Genomic DNA, 14,287 nt, shown 5'->3' on the forward strand with positions numbered 1-14,287 from the left:
GACCTCACCTGCAATGACACTGCTCACACTGGACCATGCCATGCTCGACGCCGCGCCCAAGGCCCTGCGCGCCGAGCTCCGTGACCTCGACCCCGCCGACTTCGCCGCCCGCTACATCCGAATCACCGGGCCGGTCACCCTCGGCGAATTCACTTGTTCCGGAACGGATTTCACCGCCACGCTGGAACTCGGCAACCACCTGCGCACCGTCATCGCCGCCGGTAACCCGGTCGCCGCGATGACTTCGGCGCTCTACGACGAGGGCTACCCCCTCGAGATCCTGCGCTTCCACCAGCGTCGCACCGACGCCGGTATCGCCACTTTCGTGCAGTGCGAGTTCAACGGCAAGCGCGGGTGGGCCGCGGCGATGGGCGCCGGCGGCGCCGAGTCGACCGTGCGCGCCATGATCGCGGGCGTCAACCTGCTCGCCAACTGACAGAACAACGCGCAGGGCCCGTTCACCTCATGAAAGGTGAACGGGCCCTTGACGTTTCAGCGATCGAGCAGGCGACCTATTCGGCAGGCGAGTTCTGCTGCTCGGCGATCTGCTTGCGCACCTCGTCCATGTCCAGGCCCTTGACCTGGGTCACCAGATCCTCGAGCGCGGCGGGCGGCAGCGCACCGGGCTGGGCGAACACGAGCACGCCCTCGCGGAAGGCCATGATGGTCGGGATCGACCGAATGTTGGCGGCGGCGGCGAGCCCCTGCTCGGCCTCGGTGTCGACCTTGCCGTGGACGACGTCGGTGTGCTTCTCCGACGACGCCTCGAAGGTCGGTGCGAAACTCTTGCAGGGCCCGCACCAGGAAGCCCAGAAATCGACGAGTACCACGTCGTTTCCGGTGACGACTTCGTCGAAGTTCTGCTGGGTCAGCGTCTGGGTGGCCATGACGTCCTCTCCTTGTCGGTGTCCTCGGCTGTAACGCCTCGGCGTCCCTCTATCTTCCACCGACTACCACATGCTCGTGCCGCGCGTCTCCGTCCCAACGGCGAATGCCCACCACAACAGCCGGAAATTCGTGGTCGGTGGCCACTGCGTCCACCGCCGCGCCGAGCTGTTCCGGGGTCACGCGGCGGGCAAGTGTCACGTGTGGTGTCCACGCACCGGGCCGCGTGTTCGCGGGCATGCCGGGGCATCCTCGGACCAGCTCGTCGACCCGGCGGTGCAGGTCGAGCAGTTCCTCGGTGACGATCACCGATCGCACGAGAATCGGCCTGCGTGCCCCGAAGATCAGCAGTCCGCCCAGGCGGACAGGCAACGGTGCGAACTCCAGACCCACCAGCGCCCGGTCGATCCTCGGCCAGATCTCGCGGGCCACCGCGACGGTGATGTGCGGTCGATGGGTGTCCCCGCGCGGGGCGGCGAGGCCGAGACGGGCCAACTCGGCCCACTGCCTGCGAACCTCGGCCTTGCCCGCGTCGTCCAGGAGGAGCTCCACCGACTGCACCATGATCCAGAAACTAGTCGCTCCGGTATGTCCGCGTGCCGGTGGCGTGGCGGCAGGGGTGAGGATGGAGCGCGTGAACACGACGAAGGCGAGCGTGCGGCTCGGAGTGATCGACGGTGACGGCATCGGACCCGAGGTGGTGGCCGCCACCCGCGTGGTGGTCGACGAGGCGGTCGGCGCGGCCGGGCTCGACCCGGTGGACTGGGTGCCGCTGCGCATCGGCCACGACGCCATCGCCGAATTCGGTCATCCGCTGCCCGAGCAGACCCTCGCGGCACTCGACGAACTCGACGCCTGGATCCTCGGCCCACACGACAACGCCTCCTACCCGGCCGACATGCGGGTGGCGCCCGGCGGAGCCATCCGCAAGCGCCTCGGTCTGTACGCGAACATCCGTCCCGCCGTGGCCTTCCCGGGAGTGCGTGCGACGGCGGCCGATATGGACCTGGTGATCGTGCGGGAGAACAGCGAGGGCTTCTATGCCGATCGCAATATGTTCGCCGGGTCGGGGGAGTTCAAGCCGACCGAGGACGTGGCCATGGCGGTGGCCGTGATCACCCGGCAGGCGTGCGAACGGATCGCCCATCAGGCGCTGCGGCTGGCGCGGGAACGGCACAAGCGGGTCACGGTGGTGCACAAGGCGAACGTGCTCCCGATGACCACCGGACTCTTCCGTGACGTGTGCTACGAGATTGCCGGGCAATACCCGGACGTGCGAGTCGACGACGCGCACGTCGACGCGATGGCCGCGCACCTCGTGCGCGCGCCCGGCGAGTTCGACGTGATCGTCACCGAGAACCTCTTCGGCGACATCCTCTCGGACCTCGCGGGCGAGCTGAGCGGGTCGCTCGGCATGGCGCCCTCGCTCAACTGCTCCGAGACCAAGGCGATGGCGCAGGCGGTGCACGGTGCCGCACCCGGCCTGGCCGGACACAATCGGGCGAATCCGGTGGCATTGCAACTGTCGGCGGCAATGTTGTTGCGCTGGTTGGGAGTTCGTGACGGAAATCGTGCGCTGAATGCGGCGGCGGACCGGATCTCCGGTGCCGTCGCGGCCACGCTCGCCGCCGGAATCGCCACCGCGGATCTCGGTGGTCTCGCCTCGACCAGCGAATTCACCGAACAGGTCGCCGCCCGCGTGCACCGGAGGTGAACCCACCCCTTTCACATTCGCTGATTAATCTTCGGTTACTGTCGCACCACGCTGTGTCCGGTTCGCATACATTGCCAAACAGGCGCTGACACGTGGCCGGCGTCGACGTGAAATGTGGAGGCTCCTTTGTCTGTTCGAACTGTGCTCGGCCGCGGTGCCGTGCGGTTGCTCTGTACCGCCGCCGTGGGCGCGATGGTGTTGACCGGCTGCGCGGAAAACACCGAGGGCGATACCACCGAGGTCACCAAGGTCTCGGCCGAGAAGGTCGACGCGATCGCCGCGACGCTGCCCGACAAGGTGAAGCAAGCAGGCAAGATCGTCGTCGGCGTGAACGTGCCGTACCAGCCGAACGAGTACAAGGACGCCAGCGGCAAGATCGTCGGCTTCGACGTGGACCTGCTCGACGCGGTCGCCGCCACCCTCGGGCTGACGGTCGATTACCAGGAGTCCGCCTTCGAGAAGATCATTCCCGCGATCCAGGCGGGCACCTACGACGTGGGTATGTCCTCGATCACCGATTCGCGCGAACGCGAGCAGCAGGTCGATTTCACGACCTATTTCAACGCGGGTATCCAGTGGGCTCAGCAAACCGGCAAAACCATCGATCCGAACAATGCGTGCGGTAAACGAGTCGCCGTACAGGCCACTACGGTCGAGCACACCGAAGAGATTCCCGCCAAGAGCGCGAAGTGCGTCGCCGAAGGCAAGCCGCCGATCGATATGAAGCCGTTCGACGAGCAGAGCGCCGCGACCAACGCACTCGTCCTCGGTCAGGTCGACGCGATGTCGGCCGATTCGCCGGTGACGGCGTACGCGATCAAGCAGAGCGAAGGCAAGATCGAGTCCTCGGGCCCGCTGTTCGACTCGGCGCCCTACGGCTGGGCCGTGCAGAAGGGCTCGCCGCTCGCGGTGTCGCTGCAGAAGGCGCTGCAGCACCTGATCGACAACGGCAAGTACAGCGAGATCACCACGAACTGGGGTGTCCAGGACGGTCAGATCAAGACCTCGGTCGTCAACGGCGCAGTGAGCTGACGTGACCGACGAGAAAGACACGGTGGAGGTGCCCGGACCGGGCACCGAACCCGAACCGATCAAAGCGGTCCCGCTGCGCAGGCCGGGCCGCTGGATCGCGGCGGCAATCATCCTGATCCTGGTCGGATTGTTCGTCTACGGCGCCGCCACCAATCCCGCTTACAAGTGGGACACCTACAGCGATTACCTGTTCGACAAGCGAATCACCCAGGGTGCGATCGTCACCCTGGAACTCACCGTGCTCGCGATGGCCATCGCGGTGGGTCTCGGCACGATCCTCGCGGTGATGCGCCTGTCGCCGAACCCGGTGCTGCGCACCACCGCGTGGGTCTACCTGTGGATCTTCCGTGGCACCCCGGTGTTCGTGCAGCTGGTGTTCTGGGGTCTCGTCCCGTCGCTGTACAAGCAGATCGACCTCGGTGTGCCGTTCGGTCCGCAGTTCTTCCACATCGACGTGCAGAACCTGCAGGCCGCGTTCCTGTTCGCGGTGATCGGCCTCGGCCTCAACGAAGCCGCGTACATGGCCGAGATCGTGCGCGCGGGCATCAACTCCGTCGGCGAGGGGCAACGTGAGGCGTCGGTGGCGCTCGGCATGTCGTGGACGCAGACCATGCGTCGCACGGTGCTGCCCCAGGCGATGCGGGTGATCATCCCGCCCACCGGCAACGAGCTGATCGGCATGCTCAAGACCACCTCGCTGGTGACCGCGATCCCGTTGAGCACCGACCTGTTCGGTCGTGCCCGCGACATCTACGGCGTGAACTTCCAGCCGATCCCGCTGCTGCTCGTCTGTGCCACCTGGTACCTGGCGATCACCAGCGTGCTGATGGTCGGGCAGTACTACTTGGAACGGTATTACTCGCGCGGTGCCACCCGGCAGCTGACGGCCAAGCAGCTCGAGGAACTGGCCACGGCACAGGCGGCGGTGAAGGCGAAATGAGCGAAGCAGTGACCGCACCTCCCATGGTGCTCGCCGATCGGGTGTGCAAGAACTTCGGTGCGCTGCAGGTGCTCAAGGGCATCTCGCTGGAGGTGCACCGGGGCAAGGTGCTCACCCTGGTCGGCCCGTCGGGTTCGGGCAAGTCGACCTTCCTGCGCTGCATCAACCACCTCGAGCAGGTGAACGCGGGCAGGCTCTACGTCGACGGCGAACTGGTGGGCTACCGGGAGAAGAACGGCAAGCTCTACGAGATGCACCCGCGCGACGCCGCGGTCCAGCGCCGCGACATCGGCATGGTGTTCCAGCACTTCAACCTGTTCCCGCATCGCACGGCACTCGAGAACGTCATCGAGGCACCCACCCAGGTGCGTGGTATCCGCAAGTCCGAGGCGATCGCCCGGGCCGAGGAACTGCTCGAGCGAGTCGGTCTGTCGGCCAAGCGCAACGCCTACCCGGCCCAGCTCTCGGGCGGTCAGCAGCAGCGGGTGGCGATCGCCCGTGCGCTCGCCATGGATCCCAAACTGATGCTGTTCGACGAGCCGACCTCGGCACTCGACCCCGAACTGGTCGGTGAGGTGCTCACGGTCATGCGGGAGCTGGCCGATTCGGGCATGACGATGCTGGTGGTGACCCACGAGATGGGCTTCGCCCGCGAAGTCGCCGACGAGCTGGTGTTCATGGACGGCGGTGTGGTGGTGGAGTCGGGACCACCGCGTGAACTGCTGTCCAACCCACAGCACGAACGAACGAAGTCCTTCCTCTCCCGCCTGCTCTGACCCGCCTCTCCGCGTATTTCGGCCGGACTCAGGTGGTGAGTCCTGTGCGCCGGGCGGCCGGCGGTAACTCGCCGGGGACGTTGGCCCGTCCCCGCCGAGTTACCCATGTTCGTGCGAGATCAGGCGCTGGGTGAGGAGTCCGACGTCAGCTTTTCCAAGGAGACCTGGGCCTGGGCGATGCGGCGGATGGCGGCGAGGGCGGTGTCGCCCAGGACGGTCAGGACGACGACCGCGTCGACGACGGCGTCGCGTTCGCCTGCCGAAAGCGCCGTGGCGACATCGGTTTCGGCGACGATGCGCGCGCCGTCGAAATAGGCAGGCAACGCGGTCTCGCCCCACTCCGGGTAACCGAGCTGGGCGGCGCGCACGAGGACGGCAGTGAGGGCCTCGATCACCGGCTGGGCCGGTTTCATCGACCATCCCCGCCGATCCATTTCGCTGCGCACGGTCTCGTAGGCACGCTCCCACTCGGCGTCGGAGGCGGCGGGAGCGGGGGAGATGAGGCTGCCCTGCACCACCCCGAGCAGGCTGAACATCGGCAGGTCGGGGGTGTCGACGGCCCTCAGGACGTCACCCACCGTGGCCACCGGTAGCCCACCGACCTCGATCAGCGCGCGCACCAGACGCAACCTGCGCAGATGCTCGTCGCTATAACTGGCCTGATTGGGGCCGGTGCGTTCGCCGGTGGGCAGCAGCCCTTCGCGCAGGTAGTACTTGATCGTCGCCACCGCGATGCCGCTGCGTTCGCTCAACTCCGAGATTCGCACCGTCGCCTCCTTCGTTCGCCCCTCTTGCTTAGCGCCCCGTTCGTGGATAGTCTAACTATCTATAACGGATAGTGCAGCTATCTAGAATGTCGGGAGATTCACATGTCCGTCCCCATCGCAGAGTCCTTGCCTCGCCGCCACGCCCCACTGCATCGGCCGCTGCTGTACTTCGCCGCAGTCAACGCGGTCCTGGTGGTGGTGACCGTCGTCGGGATGCTGGTCGACGACCGGGTGATCGCCGGATCGACCGCCTGGTTCAAGCCGTCCAAGTTCGCCCTGTCGTTCGTGCTCTACAGCGTGGCGCTGGCCTGGCTGATCTCGTTGCGGCCCAAGCCTTCCCGATTCCTGTGGTGGATGGCCACGGTGATCGTGATCGCCGGAACCATCGAGCAGGTGATCATCGTCGGGCAGGTGGTGCGCGGCACCCGAAGTCACTTCAACACGACGACCGTGTTCGACACGGTGCTCTGGGTGACGATGGCCGTCACCATCGTCGTGCTGTTCCTCGCGACGATGGCCGTCGCGGTCGGTCTGTCGCGCGCCCGCATCGGCGATGCCGCCGTCACCTGGTCGATCCGGCTCGGCCTCGCGATCACCCTCGTCGGCCTGGCGCTCGGGCAGCTGATGCCCATGCAGGAATCGGGGGTGGAGGGCTTCGCGGGCGCGCACACCGTCGGTGCGCCCGACGGCACACCGGGTATGCCGCTCACCGGCTGGAGCACCACCAACGGTGACCTGCGCATTCCGCATTTCGTCGGCATGCACGCGTTGCAGATTCTGCCGCTGCTCGCCGCCGGGCTCGTAGTCCTCGCGCCACGGATCCCGCTGCTGCGGCACGCACACGTGCGGCTCGGCCTGATCCTCACCGCCTCGGGTGGTTACGCCGCGGTGCTGGCCCTGGTGACCTGGCAGGCGCTGCGTGGGCAGCCGCTCGTCCACCCGGACCGGACAACCCTTGTCGTCGCCGCGGCGATCGCCGTGGGAGTTGTTGTCGGAGTATTGGTTTCGTTCGCAAGCGCGATCGGGAACCGGAAGGTGGTCACCGCATGAGCACGCTGTTCGACCTGTCGTTCTATGTCACGGTGCCGTTCTGGGCGCTGATGATCTTCGCGCCGACGTGGCGGCGCACCCGCCCGATCATCGCCTCGCCGTGGATCGTCGCGCCGTCCCTCGTGATCTGGGCGATCGTGGCGATCCCGGTCCTGGGAACCCTGTGGTCGCTGGTGACCTCGCCGTCGCTGGCCGCCATAACCTCCGCCGCCGCCGACCCTGCGGTCCTGACCGCGCTGTGGGCCCAGATCCTCGCCTGGGACCTGTTCCTCGGCCGCTGGATCTACCTCGACAGCCGTGACCGCGCCATCCACCCGCTGCTGATGGGCCCCCTGCTGGTCGGCACGATTCTCTTGTCGCCCATCGCGTTCCCGATCTATCTCGTGTTGCGGACAGTGGTGAGCCGGGCGCCGAATCCGCCCGCGCCGCAGGCGGATCCGGCCATCGTGTGAACGCCGTCGGCCGGTCGTCGTCGTTCAGTTCTCGGAGAAGGTGGTGTCGCGCGATACCCTCTCCCAGGTCAGTACGTCGTCACGGACCGCGTCGAGGTGGCCGAGCACCGCGTCGACCGAGTCGGACCCCAACGGCAGTCGCAGTGGGGTGTGCTCGGCGGCGAGGGCGGTGCGGATGGCGGCGGCGGCCTTGGCTGGGTCGCCCGGCTGGGTGCCGTCGCCGCCTTCGACCATGCGGCGGGTGGCGCCTGCGGTGTCGGCGTACACCTCGGACTCGGCGCTGAAGGCGGCCGCGCCCGGTCCGAACAGACCCGTTCGGAAGGCACCGGGCTCCACGATCAGCACCTTGATCCCGAACGGCGCCACTTCCTCGGCCAGTGCTTCCGACAGGCCCTCGAGGGCGAATTTCGTCGCGCTGTAGGCGGAGAACCCGGCGAAGGACAGTTGCCCGCCGACGCTGCTCATCTGCACGATCGCACCGCCGCGCTGTGCGCGCATGTGCGGCAGTACCGCCCTGGTCAATGCCGCGGGGCCGAACAGATGCAGGTCGAACAGGGCGCGCAGTTCGGCATCGGTGGTCTCTTCCACCGCGCCCACATGGGTGCGGCCCGCATTGTTGACCAGTACATCGATGCGGCCGTGGCGGGCCACGATATCGGCGATCACCGTGTCGATACGGTCGATGTCGGTGACATCGAGGGCGACGGTCTCGAGCTGATCGGGATGCGCGGCGACCAGATCGTCGAGTGCGGCGGTGCGCCGGGCGACGGCGACGACGATGTCGCCGGCCTCGATCGCGGCCTGCGCGATGGCACGGCCGAAACCACTGCTCGCCCCGGTGACCAACCAGATCCGCGGAACACTCATCAGAACTCCTCTACCCGTTGATGTTTCGCCCCCGATCCTGCTCGTGTCCGCGGATGCCGTCCAAGACCCGTTGTCGGTCGCGGCCGCGAAGGCCACGCAGGCGGCGGTCCTGACGATCGGGATCAGCACGAGCCCGGGTCGTGGCATCCTGCCGGCTATCCGCTCCCGGTTCGGCACCGCCTTTCCGCACGCGAAACCGGTACTGCGCCAGTTCAGTTGGGAAGACCCGTCCGCGGGGCTGGCCGATGGGTCCAGTGATGTCGCCTTCGTCTGGTTGCCGCTCGACCGCGCCCGCTACGACTGGCACGTCGTCGCGACGGAACCGCGGCTGGTCGCCTTGCCGAGCACCCACCGGCTCGCCACCCGCGAGCAGATCGACTTCGCGGATCTCCTCGCGGAACCCTTTCTGGCGCTTCCGCATTCGGCCGGGATCCTGCGCGACTACTGGCTCGCCATCGACGCCCGTGACGGGCGCGAACCCGTCATCGGCGCGGAGGTCTCTAGCACCGAGGAAACCTACGAGGCCCTGGTCAACGGCGACGGCGTCGTGTTGCTGGCCACCGGAAACGCATCGATGCTGACCCGAGACGGCGTGGTGTGCCGACCGGTCACCGGGATCAGCCCGTGCGAACTGGCCCTGGCCTGGCGTCGCGACGACCCCCGCCCCCTGGTCCGCGGCTATGTGGCGGCGTGCGGGCTGGCCCGGCGTGGACGCCGGGCAGAGCACGGTGTCACAACGGCATGAGCAGGTGTTTACGTGGCCCTCGGATCTCGCGTTTGTCGGCGAGCAGGCGCAGAGCCTTACGGATTTCCAGGCGGGTCCGCGACGGTTCGATCACCGCGTCGATGTAGCCGCGTTCGGCGGCGATCCACGGGGTGGCCACGGTGGTGTTGTAGAAGTCGATCATCTGCTGACGCACCTGCCCGCGCTGTTCCTCGGGGACCGCGGCCAGCTGCCGCCGCTGGGTCAACCCGACCGCAGCCTCCGCACCCATCACCGCGATGCGGGCGGTCGGCCAGGCCAGGTTCACATCGCCGCCGAGCTGCTTGCAGCCCATCACGGCGTAACCACCGCCGTAGGCCTTGCGCACGACGACGGTGACGATCGGTACGGTCGCCTCGACCACCGCGTAGAAGAACCGCCCGCCGCGCTTGATGACGCCGATCTTCTCCTCCTCGACCCCCGGCAGCACACCGGGTGTGTCGACGACGAACACCAGCGGCAGCCCGAATGCGTCGCAGAGCCGGATGAAATGGGCCGCCTTGTCCGAGCAGCGGGCATCGATCGCGCCGCTGGACACGAGCGGCTGGTTGGCGATCACGCCGACGCTTCGCCCGTCGACGCGCGCGAAACCGGTGATGAGATTGCGGGCCGCGTTGCCACCGATCTCGTGGAAGTCGCCGTCGTCGAAGATGCGTAACAGCACGTCGTACATGTCGTAACCGGCGCGATCGGAATCCGGGATCAGCGAGTCGAGTTCGCGATCGGACTCGGTGACCTCGGGTTCGAGACCGGGATTCACCACCGGCGCCTCGTCGAAACAGCTCGACGGCATGTAGCTCAAATACGCTCGCGCCCAGTCGAAGGCGGCCCGCTCGTCGGCGGCGACGTGGTGGATGTTGCCGTTCTGCGCCTGGTTGAACGCGCCGCCGAGTTCCTCGAGGGTGACCACCTCACCGGTCGTCTCCCGGATGATCTCGGGCCCGGTGACGAACATGTACGCCGACTCGGTGGCGATCAGCACATCGGTGTTGATCGGCGAATACACCGCTCCCGCAGCACATTTGCCGAGCATTATCGACACCTGCGGCACCAGGCCCGACAGGCGGAGCTGGCGGCGGCTCATGGTCGCGTACCAGGCCAGCGAGGTCACCGCGTCCTGCACGCGCGCGCCGCCGGAGTCGTTGATCGCGATGAACGGGCACTGCACGTCGGCCGCGCGGTCCATGGCCATGGCCACCTTGCGGCCGAACATCTCACCGACCGACCCGCCGTACACGGTCTGGTCGTGGGCGATCACCACCACGGGGCGCCCGTCCACGGTTCCGTGCCCGGTGACCACGCCGTCGCCGTAGAGGCCGTCGCCCGGCTGCCGCACGAGGGCGCCGATCTCGACGAAGCTGCCCTTGTCCAACAGCATGTCTATCCGTTCACGCGGACTCGGTATCCCCTTGGCCGCCCGCTTGGCGACGCCGGCTTCCCCCGCCGGTTCCTGTGCCGCCACCAGATTCTGCCGCAGCTCCCGCAACTTCCCCGCGGTTGTCGACTGCCCCATGTCGCGCCCTTCCTGTCGTGGTCGAGCTCTCCTTCATCAGTGTGGTGCGAGCCTAACGCCGCCGTGACGACGGCGGCGCGGGCGGCATCAGGTGCCGGTGCGCAGCGCGATGCGCAGCTGACCGAGCAGCACCTTGGCCGCCGGGGTGAGTGGCCGATCGCCTCGCCAGGCCAGCGCCAGCCTGCCGCGGATCGCCGGCTCGACGATCGGTAGCACCCGAACCCCGAATCCCGCCGCTTCCTCGGCCCCGAGCGCGGGCACCACCGCTGTGCCGAGGCCGCGGGCGGCGAGCTCGAGCAGCAGCGGGGGAGCGGCGGCCTCGAAGGCGATTTCCGGAACGAAACCCGCAGCGGCGCAAGAACGTTCGAAGATTCCGCGCAAGCCGGTGCCGCGGGGCAGGCAGATGAGGCGTCGCCCGGTGAGCGCCCGCAGGGTGATGGTGTCGGCGGGTTCGTCGGCCGCGGCCGCGACCGCGGCGACGACCGGGGTCTCGAGCACCACGTCGGTGGCGATGCCGGGTCCGAGCTCGGCGCCGGTGAGGCCGACCAGGGCGAGGTCGAGGTCGTCGCGGTCGAGTGCCGCGAGCATGCGTTCGGAGGTGTCCTCGGTCAGGCTGATCGCGACACCGGGGTGGTCGTCGTGGAAGCCGGCCAGCACGCTCGCGATGTCGAACTCGTCGGCCGCCGCACCGGAGACGGCACCCAACCGCACCCGGCCACGCAGCAATCCGCTGAACTCCTGGACGGTCTGGTCGATGCGATCGACGGCGGCGAGGGCGGCGCGGGCGTGGTCGAGAACCGCCCGGCCGACCTCGGTCGGGGCGACGGTTCGGGCGCCGCGGTCCAGGAGCCGCTGGCCGAGTTCGCGTTCGAGCTGTTTGAGCTGCGCGCTCAGACCCGGCTGACTCAGGTGCAGGCGTTGGGCCGCCCGGGTGAAGCCGCCCTCGTCGACGACGGTCACGAAGTACCGCAGCTGCCGCAGTTCCATAAGCACTGATTATAGGAGCGAGAAAAACTATCTGTTGGGCTTATTCCACCAGGATGAGCACAGTGGAGTCATGACTGAAACCGCCACTTTCACCGGCCCCGTCTTCACCCCGGACGACGCCGGGTACCAGCAGGAGATCGCCGGATTCCAGACCGCCTACACCCACCGGCCCGCACTCGTCGCCGGTGCCGTCCACGCCGAGGACGTGCGCGCCGCCGTGGAATACGCGGCGCGGCACCGGGTTCCCCTCGCTGTGCAGGCCACCGGGCACGGCCTGTCGGTCGCCGTCGACGGCGGGGTGCTCGTCACCACCGGCCGGATGAACGCGATCACCGTCGACCCGGACAGACGAACCGCCAGGGTCGGCGCCGGTGTCCGGGCAGGCGCACTGGTCGAGGCTGCCGCCGCACACGGGTTGGCCCCGCTGAACGGTTCGTCACCGTCGGTGGGTGTGGTCGGCTATGTGCTCGGCGGCGGTCTCGGCCTGCTCGGCCGCGAATTCGGTTACGCCGCAGATCATGTGCGCTCGATCGAACTCGTGACCGCCGACGGTCGCGTCCGCACTATCGGCCCCGCCGACGAACTGTTCACGGCGGTCCTCGGCACCGGCGGCAACTTCGGCGTGGTGACCGCCCTCGAACTCGACCTCGTGCCCGTCACCGAAATCTATGGCGGCCAGCTGATGTTCGATACTCCGCTCGTGGACACGGTGCTCGACACCTGGCGGCAGTGGAGTGCGACCGTGCCCGAGGAGATCACCTCCACCGTCGCCACGCTGACCTTCCCCGATATCCCGCCGGTCCCGCAGCCTTTGCGCGGCAGGCATGTCGCCTCCATTCGGGTGGCGACCACGTTGCCCGCCGAGGCGGCCGAGCGCCTGATCGCACCGTTGCGCGCGATCGGTGAGCGCCTGCGCGACGACCTGCGCACCATGCCCTACACCGAATCCCACACGGTGCACAGCGATCCCGACTTCCCGCACGCCTATGCCGCGACCAACGCGCTGCTCGCCGACCTGACCCCCGAAGCGCTGGCCGCGTTGCGGGCGCAGACCGCACCCGGCGGACCGGTCGACGCCGTGGTCGACATCCGTCATCTCGGTGGGGCGCTGCGCCGGGGGACCGCGTCGGTCGGTCACCGCGACGCCGAGTACATCGTGCGCGTCATCACCGACGCGGGCGCGGGCGACGCCGCTCCCGAAGCGCTGAGCACGGTGCGAAAAGCGCTGGCGCCGTGGACGATCGGCCACAGCCTCAACTTCCTCTACGGCGCGGGTGCCGCAGCGGGCCCCGAGCAGACGGCGGCGGGCTATCCCCGCGCCGACTTCGACAGGCTGCGGGCCTTGAAGACGAAGTACGACCCGCACGGCATGTTCCGCGCCAATCGCACCATCCCCGGCGCGTAACCGGCGTTGTCGCCGCAGTCTGTATCTGCTATTGTAATGATATCACTCAGATATCGGAGGATGTCATGGAACTGCGGCCCGCCTTTCGCTTCAACGGATTTGCCGTCCTACTCGGGTGGTTGGTGTCCACCCTGCTGTTCGGCGCCCTCGCGGTGCTGTCGCTGATCTCGGTGTCCAAGCACGACGGCGGCGCACTCGCCTGGGCGGGCGCGGTAGTCGGCGTGCTCGGTGTGGTGATCGTCGCGGCGCTGGCCACCGGGCTGATCGTGGTCGACCCCAACGAGGCCAAGGTCGTCACCTTCTTCGGCCGCTACATCGGCTCGGTCAGCGAACCCGGTTTCTTCTCGGTGGTCCCGCTCAGCGACCGCAAGTCCATCTCGCTGCGGGTGCGCAACTTCGAGACCCAGAAACTGAAGGTCAACGACGCCGACGGCAACCCCGTCGAGATCGCGGCCGTGGTGGTCTACAAGGTGGTCGACAGCTTCAAGGCCGCCTTCGCGGTCGACGACTACGAGGAGTACGTCGAGACCCAGTCCGAGGCCGCGGTGCGCCATCTCGCGACCACCCACCCCTACGACGCCCACGACGACGCCCGCACCAGCCTGCGCGACGGCGCCGAGGTGGCCGAGGAACTCACCGTCGAACTGCGCGAACGCACCCTCACCGCCGGTATCGAGGTGATCGAGGCCCGCATCACCCACCTGGCCTACGCACCCGAGATCGCACAGGCGATGCTGGTCCGTCAGCAGGCTGCGCAGGTGGTCGCCGCGCGCACCCAGATCGTCGAGGGCGCCGTCGGCATGGTCGCCCTGGCGCTCGACCGCCTGGCCGAACAGGGCACCGTCGAACTCGACGAGGAACGCAAGGCCAACATGGTCTCCAACCTGCTCGTCGTCCTCTGCGGCGACCGCGCGACGCAACCGGTCGTCAACGCCGGATCCCTCTACTGAGGTCGACTGTGCGCGCGCCGAAGAGAGAACCCAAAAAGGTTCTGCTGCGGCTCGACCCGGCCGTCCACGAGGCCATCGCCAAGTGGGCGGCCGACGACCTGCGCAGCATCAACTCCCAGATCGAATACGCCCTGCGCCTCGCCCTCGAGCAGGTCGGCCGAAAACCCAAGCGCGACTGAGTCGCTC

Annotated in this window: 17 protein-coding genes; 11 read left to right on the plus strand and 6 right to left on the minus strand. The window is 67.9% G+C overall.

All coding sequences use genetic code 11. The features are described from left to right. Window positions 1-13 precede the first annotated feature (13 nt). Window positions 14-436 (plus strand): 2-isopropylmalate synthase, encoded by a 423-nt coding sequence (locus tag ACWEVR_RS24535; protein ID WP_067644664.1) that lies wholly within the window; start codon window positions 14-16, stop codon window positions 434-436. 76 nt (window positions 437-512) lie between these two features. Here ACWEVR_RS24535 and trxA read toward each other — a convergent pair whose 3' ends face one another. Further along, window positions 513-887, minus strand: a complete 375-nt coding sequence (gene trxA / locus ACWEVR_RS24540) for a thioredoxin (RefSeq protein WP_067644661.1) — start codon at window positions 885-887, stop codon at window positions 513-515. A 49-nt stretch (window positions 888-936) separates the two neighbouring features. Then, a complete protein-coding gene (locus ACWEVR_RS24545) occupies window positions 937-1,449 on the minus strand; it encodes a 2'-5' RNA ligase family protein (protein ID WP_452468884.1) in 513 nt (170 codons plus the stop codon). Window positions 1,450-1,510: 61 nt separating this feature from the next. Here ACWEVR_RS24545 and ACWEVR_RS24550 point away from each other — a divergent pair, with 61 nt between their 5' ends. The 4 genes from ACWEVR_RS24550 (at window position 1,511) to ACWEVR_RS24565 (ending at window position 5,347) form a co-directional block, all read left to right on the plus strand. Then, window positions 1,511-2,599, plus strand: a complete 1,089-nt coding sequence (locus tag ACWEVR_RS24550) for an isocitrate/isopropylmalate dehydrogenase family protein (protein WP_452468885.1) — start codon at window positions 1,511-1,513, stop codon at window positions 2,597-2,599. Between the two features lie 192 nt (window positions 2,600-2,791). Then, window positions 2,792-3,631, plus strand: a complete 840-nt coding sequence (locus tag ACWEVR_RS24555) for an ABC transporter substrate-binding protein (protein WP_452468941.1) — start codon at window positions 2,792-2,794, stop codon at window positions 3,629-3,631. 1 nt (window position 3,632) lies between these two features. Further along, entirely contained in the window at window positions 3,633-4,571 is a 939-nt protein-coding gene (locus ACWEVR_RS24560) for an amino acid ABC transporter permease (protein WP_357399062.1), read from the plus strand. A 23-nt stretch (window positions 4,572-4,594) separates the two neighbouring features. Beyond that, window positions 4,595-5,347, plus strand: a complete 753-nt coding sequence (locus ACWEVR_RS24565) for an amino acid ABC transporter ATP-binding protein (protein ID WP_133734253.1) — start codon at window positions 4,595-4,597, stop codon at window positions 5,345-5,347. A gap of 119 nt (window positions 5,348-5,466) precedes the next feature. On the opposite strand, the gene ACWEVR_RS24570 is transcribed toward ACWEVR_RS24565, so the two are convergent. Further along, entirely contained in the window at window positions 5,467-6,114 is a 648-nt protein-coding gene (locus tag ACWEVR_RS24570) for a MerR family transcriptional regulator (RefSeq protein ID WP_452468886.1), read from the minus strand. 102 nt (window positions 6,115-6,216) lie between these two features. Here ACWEVR_RS24570 and ACWEVR_RS24575 point away from each other — a divergent pair, with 102 nt between their 5' ends. Both ACWEVR_RS24575 and ACWEVR_RS24580 read left to right on the plus strand, forming a co-directional pair. After that, the gene (locus tag ACWEVR_RS24575) at window positions 6,217-7,164 is read left to right on the plus strand and encodes a hypothetical protein (RefSeq protein WP_452468887.1); all 948 of its coding nucleotides are present in this window, start codon (window positions 6,217-6,219) and stop codon (window positions 7,162-7,164) included. Then, a complete protein-coding gene (locus tag ACWEVR_RS24580; protein WP_452468888.1) occupies window positions 7,161-7,616 on the plus strand; it encodes an ABA4-like family protein in 456 nt (151 codons plus the stop codon). Before ACWEVR_RS24575 ends, ACWEVR_RS24580 begins: the two co-directional genes overlap by 4 nt. A gap of 24 nt (window positions 7,617-7,640) precedes the next feature. Here the strand turns inward: ACWEVR_RS24580 and ACWEVR_RS24585 are convergent, their stop codons facing one another. Continuing rightward, entirely contained in the window at window positions 7,641-8,483 is an 843-nt protein-coding gene (locus tag ACWEVR_RS24585) for an oxidoreductase (RefSeq protein WP_452468889.1), read from the minus strand. Window positions 8,484-8,526: 43 nt separating this feature from the next. Between ACWEVR_RS24585 and ACWEVR_RS24590 the strand changes: the two genes are divergently transcribed. Then, window positions 8,527-9,228 carry a LysR family substrate-binding domain-containing protein gene (locus ACWEVR_RS24590; protein ID WP_452468890.1) on the plus strand — a complete coding sequence of 234 codons (702 nt, stop codon included), beginning with the start codon at window positions 8,527-8,529 and terminating at the stop codon, window positions 9,226-9,228. Here ACWEVR_RS24590 and ACWEVR_RS24595 read toward each other — a convergent pair. Together ACWEVR_RS24595 and ACWEVR_RS24600 are read right to left on the minus strand one after the other, a co-directional pair. After that, window positions 9,215-10,759: an acyl-CoA carboxylase subunit beta gene (locus ACWEVR_RS24595; RefSeq protein WP_452468891.1), complete on the minus strand. Its 1,545-nt coding sequence runs from the start codon at window positions 10,757-10,759 to the stop codon at window positions 9,215-9,217. The two genes, ACWEVR_RS24590 and ACWEVR_RS24595, sit on opposite strands and share 14 nt — an antisense overlap. A gap of 87 nt (window positions 10,760-10,846) precedes the next feature. Beyond that, on the minus strand, window positions 10,847-11,746 hold the full coding sequence (locus ACWEVR_RS24600; RefSeq protein ID WP_452468892.1) for a LysR family transcriptional regulator: 900 nt from the start codon (window positions 11,744-11,746) through the stop codon (window positions 10,847-10,849). Window positions 11,747-11,816: 70 nt separating this feature from the next. Between ACWEVR_RS24600 and ACWEVR_RS24605 the strand changes: the two genes are divergently transcribed. From ACWEVR_RS24605 to ACWEVR_RS24615, 3 genes are all read left to right on the plus strand, one after another. Further along, window positions 11,817-13,151, plus strand: coding sequence for an FAD-binding oxidoreductase (locus ACWEVR_RS24605; protein ID WP_452468893.1), 1,335 nt, complete (start codon window positions 11,817-11,819; stop codon window positions 13,149-13,151). 65 nt (window positions 13,152-13,216) lie between these two features. Next, window positions 13,217-14,101 carry an SPFH domain-containing protein gene (locus tag ACWEVR_RS24610; RefSeq protein WP_067644622.1) on the plus strand — a complete coding sequence of 295 codons (885 nt, stop codon included), beginning with the start codon at window positions 13,217-13,219 and terminating at the stop codon, window positions 14,099-14,101. Window positions 14,102-14,109: 8 nt separating this feature from the next. Further along, entirely contained in the window at window positions 14,110-14,280 is a 171-nt protein-coding gene (locus ACWEVR_RS24615; RefSeq protein ID WP_452468894.1) for a hypothetical protein, read from the plus strand. Window positions 14,281-14,287 lie beyond the last annotated feature (7 nt).

The organism is Nocardia sp. NPDC003979, assembly GCF_053605015.1.

Bases quoted from the DNA above. Each gene is read 5' to 3' on its own strand.
- ACWEVR_RS24535 (WP_067644664.1), top strand. From the start codon at position 14: ATGACACTGCTCACACTGGACCATGCCATGCTCGACGCCGCGCCCAAG.
- trxA (WP_067644661.1), bottom strand. From the start codon at position 887: ATGGCCACCCAGACGCTGACCCAGCAGAACTTCGACGAAGTCGTCACC.
- ACWEVR_RS24545 (WP_452468884.1), bottom strand. From the start codon at position 1,449: ATGGTGCAGTCGGTGGAGCTCCTCCTGGACGACGCGGGCAAGGCCGAG.
- ACWEVR_RS24550 (WP_452468885.1), top strand. From the start codon at position 1,511: ATGGAGCGCGTGAACACGACGAAGGCGAGCGTGCGGCTCGGAGTGATC.
- ACWEVR_RS24555 (WP_452468941.1), top strand. From the start codon at position 2,792: ATGGTGTTGACCGGCTGCGCGGAAAACACCGAGGGCGATACCACCGAG.
- ACWEVR_RS24565 (WP_133734253.1), top strand. From the start codon at position 4,595: ATGGTGCTCGCCGATCGGGTGTGCAAGAACTTCGGTGCGCTGCAGGTG.
- ACWEVR_RS24575 (WP_452468887.1), top strand. From the start codon at position 6,217: ATGTCCGTCCCCATCGCAGAGTCCTTGCCTCGCCGCCACGCCCCACTG.
- ACWEVR_RS24580 (WP_452468888.1), top strand. From the start codon at position 7,161: ATGAGCACGCTGTTCGACCTGTCGTTCTATGTCACGGTGCCGTTCTGG.
- ACWEVR_RS24585 (WP_452468889.1), bottom strand. From the start codon at position 8,483: ATGAGTGTTCCGCGGATCTGGTTGGTCACCGGGGCGAGCAGTGGTTTC.
- ACWEVR_RS24595 (WP_452468891.1), bottom strand. From the start codon at position 10,759: ATGGGGCAGTCGACAACCGCGGGGAAGTTGCGGGAGCTGCGGCAGAAT.
- ACWEVR_RS24600 (WP_452468892.1), bottom strand. From the start codon at position 11,746: ATGGAACTGCGGCAGCTGCGGTACTTCGTGACCGTCGTCGACGAGGGC.
- ACWEVR_RS24605 (WP_452468893.1), top strand. From the start codon at position 11,817: ATGACTGAAACCGCCACTTTCACCGGCCCCGTCTTCACCCCGGACGAC.
- ACWEVR_RS24610 (WP_067644622.1), top strand. From the start codon at position 13,217: ATGGAACTGCGGCCCGCCTTTCGCTTCAACGGATTTGCCGTCCTACTC.